Source organism: Pseudomonas sp. FW507-12TSA, from assembly GCF_058781435.1.
In genome coordinates this window covers 57,004-70,391 of record NZ_JBYSWT010000027.1, presented here as the reverse complement: position 1 = coordinate 70,391, position 13,388 = coordinate 57,004, and the positions used below count along the sequence as shown (strand labels likewise).

10 protein-coding genes and 1 pseudogene are annotated in these 13,388 nt (G+C 64.3%); 3 read left to right on the top strand and 8 right to left on the bottom strand.

Annotated features, from left to right (window positions below; all coding sequences use genetic code 11):
* Window positions 1–267 precede the first annotated feature (267 nt).
* Both AC3WK8_RS23360 and AC3WK8_RS23355 read left to right on the top strand, forming a co-directional pair.
* Entirely contained in the window at window positions 268–525 is a 258-nt protein-coding gene (locus AC3WK8_RS23360) for a DUF6555 family protein (RefSeq protein WP_085597723.1), read from the top strand.
* On the top strand, window positions 522–764 hold the full coding sequence (locus AC3WK8_RS23355) for a hypothetical protein (RefSeq protein WP_256578649.1): 243 nt from the start codon (window positions 522–524) through the stop codon (window positions 762–764). Before AC3WK8_RS23360 ends, AC3WK8_RS23355 begins: the two co-directional genes overlap by 4 nt.
* 7 nt (window positions 765–771) lie before the next feature.
* Here AC3WK8_RS23355 and AC3WK8_RS23350 read toward each other — a convergent pair whose 3' ends face one another.
* Genes AC3WK8_RS23350 through AC3WK8_RS23340 form a run of 3 tightly spaced genes read right to left on the bottom strand, consistent with a single transcriptional unit; the run spans window position 772 to window position 2,816 of the window.
* The gene (locus AC3WK8_RS23350) at window positions 772–1,527 is read right to left on the bottom strand and encodes an alpha/beta hydrolase family protein (RefSeq protein WP_103325947.1); all 756 of its coding nucleotides are present in this window, start codon (window positions 1,525–1,527) and stop codon (window positions 772–774) included.
* Window positions 1,517–2,614 carry a DUF3182 family protein gene (locus AC3WK8_RS23345; protein ID WP_103325948.1) on the bottom strand — a complete coding sequence of 366 codons (1,098 nt, stop codon included), beginning with the start codon at window positions 2,612–2,614 and terminating at the stop codon, window positions 1,517–1,519. Before AC3WK8_RS23345 ends, AC3WK8_RS23350 begins: the two co-directional genes overlap by 11 nt.
* Window positions 2,615–2,666: 52 nt before the next feature.
* Window positions 2,667–2,816, bottom strand: coding sequence for a hypothetical protein (locus tag AC3WK8_RS23340; protein ID WP_178088049.1), 150 nt, complete (start codon window positions 2,814–2,816; stop codon window positions 2,667–2,669).
* Window positions 2,817–3,155: 339 nt separating this feature from the next.
* Between AC3WK8_RS23340 and AC3WK8_RS23335 the strand changes: the two are divergent.
* Window positions 3,156–3,323 (top strand): annotated as a pseudogene (locus AC3WK8_RS23335) (con-10 family general stress protein); the annotation flags it as partial.
* A 47-nt stretch (window positions 3,324–3,370) separates the two neighbouring features.
* Here the strand turns inward: AC3WK8_RS23335 and AC3WK8_RS23330 are convergent.
* The 5 genes from AC3WK8_RS23330 to AC3WK8_RS23310 form a co-directional block, all read right to left on the bottom strand.
* Complete coding sequence (locus tag AC3WK8_RS23330; RefSeq protein ID WP_103325949.1) at window positions 3,371–4,477, bottom strand: sensor histidine kinase; 1,107 nt, start codon at window positions 4,475–4,477, stop codon at window positions 3,371–3,373.
* Window positions 4,478–4,664: 187 nt separating this feature from the next.
* Window positions 4,665–7,145: a DNA ligase D gene (ligD, locus tag AC3WK8_RS23325; RefSeq protein WP_103325950.1), complete on the bottom strand. Its 2,481-nt coding sequence runs from the start codon at window positions 7,143–7,145 to the stop codon at window positions 4,665–4,667.
* A gap of 143 nt (window positions 7,146–7,288) precedes the next feature.
* A complete protein-coding gene (gene ku / locus AC3WK8_RS23320; protein WP_085597729.1) occupies window positions 7,289–8,125 on the bottom strand; it encodes a non-homologous end joining protein Ku in 837 nt (278 codons plus the stop codon).
* 117 nt (window positions 8,126–8,242) lie between these two features.
* Complete coding sequence (locus tag AC3WK8_RS23315; RefSeq protein WP_103325951.1) at window positions 8,243–9,262, bottom strand: NAD(P)-dependent alcohol dehydrogenase; 1,020 nt, start codon at window positions 9,260–9,262, stop codon at window positions 8,243–8,245.
* Between the two features lie 4 nt (window positions 9,263–9,266).
* Window positions 9,267–13,376, bottom strand: a complete 4,110-nt coding sequence (locus AC3WK8_RS23310; RefSeq protein WP_103325952.1) for an AMP-binding protein — start codon at window positions 13,374–13,376, stop codon at window positions 9,267–9,269.
* Between the last annotated feature and the right edge of the window lie 12 nt (window positions 13,377–13,388).

The window sequence follows — 13,388 nt, the reverse complement described above, 5'->3', positions numbered from 1 at the left end:
GATATGAACAACTAACAAGCGGACCGCGCCAATAAAGCCACGACCAGGAAAAGTTGTAACTTGCATGGCCATGCAACGCCTGCTCGTAGTGAGCAACTAGTTACCCAGCGCCATTAAAACGCCATAGTCGCTAAAAATTGAAAATAGTTTTTTGATCAAACATACGGCTCTGGCAGCTTGTACTAATTTGAATTGTCGAACAATCGATTTTACTTTGAATTCTTCACCCTGCATGGATATCGACTAGTTGTGTACAAGGAGATATTCATGAGTCAGGAAACCATCTACAAGATCCAATATCTGCTGCATGGCCAACCAAGATTCTTCATTATCAGGGCCAAGACCATGGATAACGCCAAGGCTTGGCATTGGGCCAGTTGCGACGCGGGGGTAGGGATCATTCCCAAGTCCGATCGTGACCCGGTCAGGAGAGTTTCCCGGCCACTGGCGGAAAAGTACGGGATAACCGACGTCAAGTGGTTCCAGTCGGCCCCGCTCTGTTGGACAACGGAGGGCCAGCAATGAAACCCCAATCGACCAGGAAACCAGCCGCCAGGGACTGGGACGCGGAGATAGCCGAAAACACCCGGATGTTCTACGAAGCCGACCGGCTGGATGACTTGGCCTACCAGATCATCGGCAATGGCGCCTGTGACCAACAGGTCTGGGCGCGCTATTCCCAGGCCAAGAACCGGGCGGACGGCAAACGCCGTGAAGCCTTCGCCCAGTGGTTGAGCATCCGGCGGGCCATGCAGCGCGGCTGATCCGCCCTCAGTTCCTGGGGCTGATGCTCAAGCGCTCGCCGACCACCATTTCCGTGACCCAATCCACCAGGATCGTGGTGTAGGCCTCCTGGGAGGTTTCGCTGGAGAGCGCGTGGTCGGCGTCGTCGATGATGCGATGGGTCAGCGAATGGCTGCGCTGGAAAGCCGCCCGATAACTCATGATGGTGGCGTGGGGCACATGCTCGTCGTGCTCGGACTCCACCAGCAACACGTCGCCACGAAACCCTGCGCAAGCCTGCAGCGCCCGATTGCTCCGCGCGTCGATGGGGCTGGCCCGATAGCGCTTGAGATCCTCGCGATCCAGGGCGCGCTTGGGCACCAGCCAGTCCTGATCGCGATAAATCGCCGGAACCCGGAGCGCCAGCCAGCGCACCCGGCGCAACTGGCTGAGGATGGTCGCCAGATAGCCACCGTAGCTGGTGCCCACCACCGCCACGGCCGCCGGATCGACGGCTGGATGGGCCACCAGGTGGTCATAGGCGGCAAGCACGTCCTGCAAGCTGTCCTCGCGCGTTACCTGGGCCTGGCGCCGATTGGCCGCACCGTGGCCGCGCAGGTCGAAGGTCAGGCACAGGCAGCCCAGGCCAGCGATGCCCCGGGCCCGGTTGAGGTCGCGCTCCTGGCTCCCGCCCCAGCCGTGGACGAACAACACGCCAGGGACCCTTGCCTTGGGGCTGAGCAGGTTGCCCACCAATCGTTGCGCTTGGACATCGATCAGGATCTGTTCGCTGTTAACCGCCATGGGCCTGCACCTGTGCATACTTGAGAAGAAAGCCGCCCGCCTCGTCAGGCCCGCGATATAGCAGCACCGCGTCCGGCGGCAATAGTTGCTCCTGGTCAGTCTCGCAGGTCCGGGCCCGCAGCCAATCCACCTGCGGCTGCTGGCGAAACACCTGCAGGGCCGCCAGTTCCGCTCCCGTGGCCCCGCCCACGCGCCACGACTGCTCCAGCACCCCGAGCCTGGACCGGCCATCGTGGCCCAGCCCGCATACCACGTCGTAGTTGCGCCGCGAAGCGAAGAAGCCTGGCAAGCAGGCCGTGGCCGCCGCGTCGTAGATCCGGGCATGCTCCACGGCCTGGCGCACTTGGGGATCCAGATCACGTTGCAGCAACTGGGTATAGTCCCCTCGCGCCAGCCACAGCTCGGAACCGGCGTATACCGGCTCGCCGCGCGGGTTGGGCCGCTGGTACTGACGACCTTGGTAGCTCATCAGCAAGCCGTCGATCAGGACCTGGCCCACGCTGTAGGTGCGGGCGTGGTGCAAGTTCTCCTCCAGCACCAGGCCCTGGCGACAGGTATCGCTGTCCAGTTGCCCGAGCCAATGTTCCAGGTCCTGGGCAGTGCGCAGCACCGCCTGGCCCACGCCGCCGCTGGCCTGGACCTGCTTGACGCGCAATTCGGCCGACCCCAGGTACTGGCGGGCGATACGCCGGGCATCGGCGATGTCGAATACCGTCAGCCCCGGCAGCACCACCTGGCGCACCTGGCGGCAGAACTGTGGATTCCAGCCGACAGGCCGATAAGCGGCGCTCCTAGGCAGCGGATGGGAAATCGCCTTGCTGGCCATGAAGGCCTGCTGCACATGACCTCCCAACAAGTCCTGGGCGCCGCTGACGCCCAGCTCAAGGCGCTGTTCGCCGATCAGAGTGCGCGTAGGCACCAGGTACATGCCGATACGAGGCATGGGCTCCTGCCAGTCGCCATCGAACGGCCAGCCGAGGATCTCGGCCAGCCAGCGGGCCAGGTTGAGGTTGGTCTGGCGCTCATGCAGTGCAGCGCCAACATGGCAGTGGGCCACGACCCTGCGAATGATGGAAGGTTCTGGCATCGTCCTGGCTCCCGTTCGAGCACTGCCATGGCTTGGCGCCGGCAGCGCGGTTTCACTTGTCCCGGGATTCGGGCTGGCTCATCTGTACCGAGGCCTTGGAGCGGTCCTTGTCCTTGTCGCCGCTGTTTTCAAAACACCCCTGCAAGGCCAGGAGAACAGCGAGCAACAGGGTTATTCGGGAACTCTTCACAACCTTGTTCATGGCACACCTCAACAATAAGGTAGGTAGTCATTCAGTAGAAAAACCTGACTGGCACAAGTTCAAGATTCAACGTCCCAGTAATGACCGACTATCGAGTCACCCATATGAATACCAAATACATCCATATGAGTGCTTATTTATAGGCTCAGGTTTAGCGAGCGCCGCTTGCTTATAAAAAATCGTCCGTAAACGAACTAGCTCATTGCCAGCCACTGCCATTCATCGCCACGGCGAAGATATTTTTCGACCTTGGGAATTTTCCTGTACTCCCAGTTAATGCTCACTATGTAGTGAGCACTGATATTTCATCACCAAGAGGAAATCATCATGACTACTAAAGGCAATAACAACCCGGGCAACTTCGCCAACGATCGCGAAAAAGCATCCGAAGCCGGGAAAAAAGGCGGTCACGCTTCCGGCGGCAACTTTGCCAATGACCGTGAAAAGGCCTCTGAGGCTGGCAAGAAGGGTGGTCAGCACAGTGGCGGCGGGCATGGCCGCAGCTGATACCTGAGGTGATTGCGCAAGGGCTCCGGCCCTTGCGCCTTTCATCCTTACGCCGCCGGGAGCGTCACCCGGAACGTGGTCCCCGCCTCCTTTGACGATTGCACCTGAATTTCCCCGCAGTGCCCCGCGACGATCTGTGCGGCGATGAACAAGCCCAGCCCCAGGCCTGAAGAAGCCCCCCGCTCATCACCGCTGCCGCCAGCACTGAACAACAGCGGCATCGCCTCGGTGGCGATGGGTTCTCCATGGTTGTGCACTTCAAAGCAGATCTGGATCGGATCACGCACCAGGCGCACCTCGATAGGCTGCCGAACATCGCCGTGTTGCACGGCATTGCCCAGCAGGTTGGCGAAGACCTGGCCCATGCGCCCGGGATCGAACAGACCATTGAGCGCTTCCCCCTCCGCGAACAAGACCCGCACCCCGGGGTAGCAGGCACGCACCTCGTCGACTATCTGGGTGCAGAGTGCAGTCAATTCCACAGGTTCCTTGCGGATCTGGATACCTTCCCCCAGGTTGGCCCGCGCCAGGTCCAGCAGGTCGTCGACGATCCGGTTGGCTCGCCGCACGCTGGCACCGACCTGCAGCGCCAGATCCTGCTGGCGGCCCGCTGGTACCGAACGCACCAGCAGGTCGGCGCCCATCAACACCGCTCCCAATGGGGTTCGCAAGTCATGGCCGAGGATGCCCAGGAACAGCTTGCGAGTCTGCTCCAGAGCCGCCTCGAAGGAGGCGATGGACTCAGTGAGCGCTTGGTCGATGGCCTCGTTGAAGCGCAGCATGTCGTCGGTGCGGGAGGCTTTCACCTCCTGCTCGTCGGACAACCACAAGCGCAACACGCTGGCCCGCAAGGCCCGATACTCGGCAACCATCTGGTTCAAGGTGAAACCCGCCGACCAGCGCGCCTGGGCATGGTTCTGCGCCGCAATGTCGGCATCGGCGACCGGGCCACGGCCCTGGGACTTCTCGAACTGCTGCGCATCGCTCTGCGGAGTGAGCATATCCTGGGCGATGCACCTGAGAATGTGCTCGGCCTGGTTGCGCAGGCCCTTGGCGTCCTGGGTCGGATAAGGGGTTTCGATGGATCTGGCGAACCTCTCCCATTCCAGCAGGATCGATTCCATGTGAGTGAGAATGAAATTGGCGAGTCGCATGGAGGCTCCTTGCGGCATCCCCAAGCCACGGCGGTCCGCTGCAACTGCCCCAACGGTGTCCTCGATGACCACGGGTGCCGACGTCATTGGATTCTCGCTGGCGACTCCACTTCAGGTGGCGCCGGCGGAAATAGAAGCATAGAAGCAATGACCGCCGTCGTTGCACCCGGTTCCAGGACAGGCGAAATCACGTCGCAGGCTCGCCTATCCCCAGCTTGCGACGCATCGCCGCGGTGATCGACTGGCGGGTGGCGGTATAGCCGGCCCAGGGATCTTCGGCTTCGTCCAGGCGTCGCGCCAGGTCGGCCAGGGTCCACTGCCCCGCTCCGCGCAGCTGCTGCAATTCTTCGCGGTGCACCGGCACCGAGACCGGCAGGTCTTCCCGGGCCCGCAGGGAATAGGCACAGACCGTGGTCGCTCCCCGGCCATTGCGCAGGTAATCGATGAAAATCCTGCCCACCCGGTTGCGCGGCCCGGACACCGCCGACAAGCGCTCCGGAAACAACCCCGCCAAGTGCTGGACCATTGCCTGGCTGAAGGCCTTGACCTCGTCCCAACCGGCCCGCCGCACCAACGGCACCACCAGGTGCAGGCCCTTGCCACCGCTGGTCTTGATAAAGGCTCGCAAGCCCAGTTCGTCAAGCAGCGTCAGGGTCAGCTGGCAGGCCTCGACCATGGTCTTCCAGGGCAACGTCGGGTCTGGATCGAGGTCGAGCACCAGGCGGTCGGGGCGGTCGAAGTCCTTGCTGGTGGCGTTCCAGGTATGCAGTTCCAGCATGTTCATCTGCACCGCGCCCAGCAGCGCCGGCAGGTCCTCGATGACCATGGCCGCCTGGCCCGCCTGGGCCTTGGTAAAGGTCCGCAAGCCGGGAATCGCCAGTTGCGCGGCGTGCTTCTGGAAGAACAGCTCTCCCGCCAGGCCTTGGGGAGCACGCACCAGCGCCACCGGGCGCTGCTGCAGGTGGGGCAGGATCCACTGCGCCACCCGGGCATAGTAGTCAGCCACCTGCAGTTTGGTGGCACCGCTTGCGGCATCGACCAGGCGGTCGCCATGAGTGATACGCAGGCCATCTACCGCTGGCTCGGTCGTTTTGGCCGGTGCCGCTCGCTCCAGGACCACGCCAGTGGCCGGCTTGTCATCGCGCAGGCCATGGAAGACCCCGTGGCGTACCACCCCGTCACGGGTCATCTGGCTGTAGGAGACTTGCGCCAGCAAGCGCGGCTGCACCCAGTGCACCGTGGCCGCAGGCACCCCCGCAGGCGGTTCATCCAGCACGGGCCGGGATGTCTCCAACGGTCGCAACCGCTGGAGCAAGTGCTGGAGGGAAGCGCTGCTGAAGCCGGTGCCGACCTTGCCGGCGTAACGCAAGCCGCCCCGGTCCGGGTCGTGCAGCCCCAGCAACAGCGCGCCCAGGGCGCTGCGGCTGCCCTTGGGATCGGTGTAGCCGAGGATCACGAATTCCTGGCGTTGCTGGCACTTGAGCTTGATCCAGTCGCCGCTGCGCCGACTGACATAAGGGCTGTCGGGGCGCTTGCCGATCAGGCCCTCCAGGTGCATCTGGCAGGCGCCAGCCAACAGCTGCTGCACAGGCTGGTCGAAAGTCTCGGAATAGCGCAGCGCCGCCGCGCGGTTGTTGGCCAGCACGGCCTTGAGCGCAGCGCGGCGCTCGTGCAGCGGTCGCTGGCGCAGGTCCACGCCATTGAGAAAGGGCGCATCGAACAAATAGTAGCGGATGGATTGGTCGGCCCCGGCATCGAAGGCGTTCTGCAAGGCCTGGAAGTCGGCCACACCGTCGGCGTCCAATACCACCATCTCGCCGTCCAGCCAGGCCGACTCCAATCCCAGCTCGGCCAGGGCCCGGGCCTGGTTGGGCATCCTGGCCGTCCAATCCAGGCCGCTGCGGGTCAGCAGTTGTACTTGCGCTCCTTCGATGCGAGCCAGCATGCGGTAGCCGTCGAACTTGATTTCATAGAGCCAGTCGCCCGCTGGCGGCGTGTCCACCAAAGTGGCCAATTGCGGCTTGAGCGAGTCCGGCAATTCCTGGTTCGCAGTGGAGCGTGCCCTGCTCCCAGACCTGGGCCGGGAAGTGGACGCCGATGCCTGGCGCGGCGCCAGGGTGCGCTCGCTGAGCACGCTGTGCGGCTGCGCCTGGAGAATGTCGTACTCCGCTTCGGTGCGGGCCTGGTCATCGGCGGACTTGACCAACAACCATTGTTCCTTCTTGCCTGCCAGGCGGGTACGAAACAGATTCCACCAGCCTCCGAGCTTCTCGCCCTGCAAGCGAAAGCGCAGCTTGCCCCGGGCATAACCCTCGTGGGGGTCGCCCTCGGGAAACCAGCTGCCGCGGTCCCAGACAATCACGTCGCCCGCGCCATAGTGGCCTTCGGGGATATGCCCTTCGAAGCTGGCGTAGTCCAGGGGATGGTCCTCGACATGCACGGCCAGGCGGCGCACCCCGGGGTCCAGCGAAGGTCCCTTGGGAATGGCCCAGCTTTTCAGGGTGCCATCCAGTTCCAGGCGAAAGTCGTAGTGCAGGTGGCTCGCGTCGTGTTTCTGCACGCAGAACTGCAGGGCCTGCGCCGGCCTGGCACGCGACCGCCGGCCCGCAGGTTCGGGGGTGGACTGGAAGTCACGTTTGTTGCGGTATTCCGTTAGCGGTCTAGCCATGGCGCTGCTCCACGTGTGGCGTGCCCGGCGGCCGACAAGGCCTGGGCCCTGTAACGGTGGAGACGGAGCCTTGGGAGAAGTTCAAGGCGCTTGCCAGCCTGGCCTACCGACGGTTGTCTGCCGCATGACCAGGGCTGCCTAGACTAGGAGGCCCGCCGTCGGGTGCGCTTGGCCGGCCTGTCCGGCTTGGCCTTGCCACCACCAAGGCTGCGCTTGAGCAGTTCGGTAAGGTCGAGGATATCGGCGCTCCGGTCTTGCGCCGCCTGCCCCGTGGGCACCGTGGCGATCCGGCCCTTGCTGGCTTTCTCTTCCACCAGCGCCATGATGCTGTCCTGGAAATCATCGTGATACAGCCCAGGCTCCCAATGGCCGCTCAAGTCCTCCACCAGCCGCTTGGCCATCTGCAGCTCGCGCTTGTCGAGCTTGGGCCGGATCACGCTGCTGTCCAGCTCCAGCCCCGCAAGACTGCGTACTTCATCGGGCCAACGCAGGGTGATCAACACCAGTGCATCCTCCAGCGCCCGCACCAGGGCCAGGTGTTGCCGGGTATGCAGAACCACACGGGCCAGGGCGACCTTGTCCGTGGCCTTCAGGGTTTCGCGCAGCAAGGCATAGACCTTGCCGCCGCGCCGGTCGGGACTCAGGTAATAGGGCGTGTCGAATTGCTGCAGGGGAATCTCCGCGGCGGCGATGAAGGAAAAGATATCGATGGTCTGGGTCGCCTCGGGCCGGGCCTGGCGGATCTCGTCCTCGCCGAGCACCACGTAGCGGCCCTTCTCGTACTCGATACCCTTGACGATCTGCTGCGGCTCCAGCTCCTCGCCGCTGATCTTGTTGATCCGCCGATAGCCCACCGGCTCCAGGCTGCGTTTGTCGAGCCAGTCGAAATCCAGCCCACGGCTGGCGACGAAGCTATTGAGGGATACCGGGATATGCACCAGCCCGAAGCTGATGGCGCCCTTCCAGATCGCTCGGGCCATGACGACCTCCTGCAAGGCAGTGACGGGAACATCCGCAGGACAACCTGCCCTGCGCATCTGAAAGATTCGACCGCAGGGGCAATACCCCGTTCCGGAAGGTCTTGCCGATGCCCGGCCCTAGTGGTCCCTGGCGAACTCGATCACCGCGCGATAGCGCACGTCGTTGCTGCGCATGGCCTCCAGGGCGTCGTTGATCCGCTGGGCCGGGAACAGGCGGACCTGGGGCCAGATCCGGTGCTGTTCGGCGAATGCCAGCATGTCGAGCATTTCCTGGCGGCCACCGACATTGGCGGTGGTCACCGCCAATGTCTTGTAGGTCATGCTGCTGATGTCGAGTGTCACCGGGTTGGGCATGCCGGCAAAACACAAGGTGCCCCTGGGTCGCAACATCTCCAGGGCGCTGGCCCAGTCCTGGTCGTTGGAGGCAGTGACCAGGAGAAAGTCCAGGCTGTTGGCGTTCGCCAGCAAGCTCTGGCGATCACTGCCGACGAAGCGCGTGGCGCCCATGGCCAGGGCATCGGCACGCTTGTGGGCGGAGCTGGAAAGCGCTGTGACCGAACAGCCGAACTGGCTGGCGAATTGAATCGCCAGGTGCCCCAGGCCGCCGATGCCCAGCACCCCGACACGCATCCCCGGGTGCACTCCGCGCAGCAAGGCGGTATAGACGGTCTGACCGGCGCAAAGCAAGGGTGCCGCCACTTCAGAAGGAAGCTGCTGCGGGATGGGAAAGACGAAGCGACTGTCGCACGTCAGGTAGTCGGCGAATCCGCCATGCTGACCATTGGCACAAGTGGCCACCACCGAAGGGCAATGCTGCTCCTCACCCTTGCGACACCACTCGCAGGCCAAACAGGCGCCTTTGTACCATCCCACTCCCACCCGCTGGCCGAGGGCGAGTCCGCTAACCCCGCAGCCCAGGCGCGCCACCTGCCCCACCACCTCGTGGCCACAGACCTGGGGATACTGTGAAGCCTCTCCCCAGTTGCCCTCGATCAGGTGCAGGTCGCTGGTGCACACACCGCAGTGGGTGATGCGGATCTCCACCTGCAACGGACCCGGCTCGTCGGCCTGGTAATCGAAGGACTTCAAGGAGTCGCCCGGGCGGTAGGCGGCCCAGGTGCTGACAGTACGTTTCATGGTTTCACTCCCGTAACGAGTCGTACAGTGCGCCGATATAGCGCTGGACCCAGCCGGCGTCGAGCGGCGGACAGGCAACCTCGTCGAGCACCAGCGCCGGCGGCTGGTCGAAGCTGGAGAAGTCGCTGATGATCATCGGCAGGATCGCCGCGGTGCGCTGCAACACGGCATTGCCCATGGCGCGGCTTTGCAGGCGCTCATTCCAGGTCGCCAGGTCCACGGGCCGAAACTCCTCGTCCAACGCGGCACCGGCCCAGCGGCACAGGGTGTTCCAGGGAAGGTTGCCCGCCGGGTGGTAGAGATGGCGCAAGCCACTACCGGTCATGCCTGGGGCCAGGGCAATGGCGCTGAACACCCGCGCCACGTAGTCCACGGGCGTCAGGTTCAACGTCCACTGCTCGACCTCGGGCCAGGCCTGGAGCAACAGGCAACTGCGCAGTAGCAAGCCTACGTAATCGTCATCATTGATCGGCTGGCCGCGGGTAGCCTCGACGGGGGCCGATATATCGCCGCAACGCAGGATGTCCAGGGGCAGGCCGCGGCTCTCGCAAAAGGCCAGGGCCAATTCCTCGGCAACCCGCTTGGAGCGGTTATAACCAGTCGTCGCCACTGGCTCGGCCAGGGTCGAGGCCAGGACCATCCTGGCACCACGGCTGGCTCCCAACTGCAACAGGCGCAAGGTGCCCTCGACATTGGTCGGAGCCAGGCTTTCGTAGCTCTTGAGCCAATTGACCTGCGCCGCGCAATGCATGATGCAGTCCAGCGGTCCAAGGGCCTGGCGATCGGCTTCGGCCAGCCCCAACCCATCGACCCGCAGGTCGCCGACCACCATGCGCAGCGCCGGCCCAGGCACTCCGGGCGCGAACACCTGCCGGACCAGGTGGCCGGCGCTTGGCCGTACCAGGCAGAGGATCTCCTGCACCCCGGGACTTGCACGCAACGCTTGCAGTACCTGCCCACCGAGATAACCAGTGGCGCCGGTGAGCAATATCCGGCGCGCAGGAGCCATCGCCTGGCGTGGATACTGCTCCAGGCCGGTAGCGTCCCATTGCCGCTGGTAATGCCGGACCTTTGCCTGGAGGTCGAACTCCGCAGGACGCGGCGCTCGTCCCTGGAGTCGAGCGGCCAGGGCTTGGCTGATGCCTTGCAAGGTCGCGTCGGCGACGATATCGGCAATCCCGATCCGTACCTTCAGTTCGCTGCCCAGCCTACTGGCCAGCTCAAGCAGCCGCAGGCTGCCACCCAGGTCCATGAAATCACTGGCGGGCGACAGCTGGACCCCATCCAGGTCCAGGCATTGCCTCCAGATCGTCGCCACCTGTTGCTGCAAGGGGTCCAGGGACGGGCCCTCACCGTCCAACGCCAACAGCCCGGCAATGGTCGCCGCAGTCAGGCTACCCAGGCGCTTCTGGCTGGCGGACGCTGGCAACGAAGGCACGGCGAAGAACGCCACGGGTACGGCGAAGGCAGCCAGGCGTGCGCTCGCCCAGCCACGTAACTCGGCGGCCGTGGGCAAGGCTTCCGGCCCCTGCGTGACCACCAGGGCGATCAACTGCGTGTGCTCGGCTGCGCCACGGGTGGTTACCCATGCATTGACTACTCGCGGATGTTCGCGCAATACCTGCTCGACGTGCTGGGCGGGCACCTTGAAACCACGGACCTTGATGAAGGAGGCAGAGCGTCCTTGCAAGTACAGCTCCCCTGCCCGGCCCAACCTGACGATATCGCCGGTGCGCAGCAATCGGCGCGCCAACAACGGCGAATGCCCGGCCAGCGGGTTTTCCACCAGTGCCTCCCGGGTTGTCCGATCATCGCCCAGGTAGCCAGGGCACAGGCCCCGGGTCGCGACGTACAACTCACCCTGGCCACCAAGCGGCGTGCAGCGTTGGCAACCATCGAGGACCATTGCCTGGCTGCCCTCGACCAGGTGCAGTTGGCCCGCGTCGTCGCACAGGGCCACGTCGCCGGCCTCGTTGGAGCCGTACAGGTCCAGCACAAGACAATCCGGGAGACACTCCAGCAAGCGCCGACGAAGCACCGGCGACAGCGCTTCGCCACTGGACCAGAGCACCGTGACGCCGGCGAAGGCAGCGGTGAAGGCCGGCCGGTCCTCCAGCAACCCGGCAATCAGGCTGGGGGTGATCATCAGTTGAGTCAGCTCTTGCTCGCTGACATAGCGCCGCAGTGCGACCGGGTCCAAGACCACCGCGTCGGGAATGATGCAAACCTGGGCACCGGCGAAGACCGGCAGGAACACATATCCGGTGAGCCAGGCATTCAGGCCGACCCGGTCCGCCGGCCCCAGGTGTCTTTGCCACAGTCCCAACGAGGCCAGCCGCCCGCGCTCCTCGATGAGGACTACCTTGGCAGTGCCGGTGGTTCCGGACGTCAACAGGCCGTAGGCGATATCCGTGGCAACGGGGTCGGGCAGGATTACCTGGCGCAGCGGCGCCTGCTCGGCCAGCGTCGCGTACAGCACCGCCTCGCCCTCGGGCGCGAGCAGCTTGCCTATGCCCGGGTGGTCGACTATCGCGATGCGTGGCCGGACGGTATTCGCCACTTGCTCCAGGGCCGCCGGGGAATACCAGCCCGGCACGTCGAGGTACGGCCAGCCCAGCAGACTGCAGGCAGTCATCGCCACCAGGGTACGCAGGTCCTTGTCCAGGTGGATGGCCACCCATCCCGCCTCGCCATGGGCGGCACGCTGCACCGCCATGGCCAGTTGCACACCCTGGGCGTGCAACTGGCGGGCACTCAGCGCTCGCTCGCCGCAGCGGGCCACGACACGGTCCGGGGTCCGCTGCAATAGCTGCGACATATGTTCGGACCAGCAATGACTGGGGGCTCCGGTGCCGCGCTTGAGGTTCAACGCCAGTTGCAGTCGCTGGCTCTGGGCTTGTGCAGTATCGGCGACCTGTCTGATCTGCCGCAGCAGGTCCCGGCCTGGCCGGCCTGGATCGGCGGCGTCCGGTTCAGGCCAGGAGATCGACGGCACGCCTTCCAGCCCGCCACATGCGCGGGGAACCACCAGGCACAAGAGGCTCTCCCGGGGTAACCCGGGCATGCGCCGCAGGCGTTCCAGAGATTCATTGTCGGGGCACACCAACACCGTGGGCAGATCCAGCACGCTGGCCAGTTCCCGCCCTGGCACGACGCTGTCGGGATCGATCCCATCCAGCTCTGCCCACCATAGGCCGACCCCGGGCGCCAGGCCCGCCACGAGCTCCAGCGCCTTGGTGCGCGCAGCCTGGCCGGCGCCCACCAGGACCAGCCGCAGCTCGGCCTGTCCAGGCTCGTCCAGGCACTTGAGCCATTGCCCCCAGGAATCGCGCTGGCAATTGGCCGCCAACTGGAAGAATCGATAGATACCGGACTTGGCCCAGGCGGTGTGTTCCACAATCGGCGGAAAGCTGCTGTCCGGGTGCTCCACCCGGTTGAAACCGCAGGAACGCTCCGCGTCGTTGTGCCACCCCTTGAAGAACTGCCATTGGGCGACCTGCTCGGGCTGCCATTCAAGCATGGCTGGCAGGAACTGCACCCCGGCAAAGGCACAGAATCGCTCCATGGTGCCCTGTGGGTCGCCCATCAGGTCGACTTCGCTGTCCAGGTACAGCAAGTGCTCCTTGGCACAGCATTGCACTACCAGCGCATGGATCGCCGCCAGCTCGTCAAAACCCGACTCATCGGCATCGAAGTAAGTGGTGCCGCCAGCGCTGCTGACCCGATACAGCGAGCGCATGACCTGCTCCGGCTCACGGACCAGGAACACATGGCGGAACGCGCCGAGCCAATCGGCATCGATCCGCTGGAAGTCGAAGAAATAGGCGATTTCCTTGGAGAAACGGACCTTGCGACCCACTCCCGGGGCCCCGGCCAGCACATCCAGCGCCTGCTGGTAATCGCTGATTCCGGGCGGGCGTCGGTCTTGCTCGCGGGCCTGTTCGATCAGGCGATACTTGTCCGGAAAATGCCCACGCAAGAAGGGTTCGGAAAGCAGTTCATGGAACACCTCGATATCCGGGTGCTGCATCACCGAACGCTCGAAGGCGGTGGACCTGCTCCGGGAAATGGCCCAGAGCAGCACGTTACGTGTGTCTCGATCGGTTTTGTGCATGGATGACTCCAG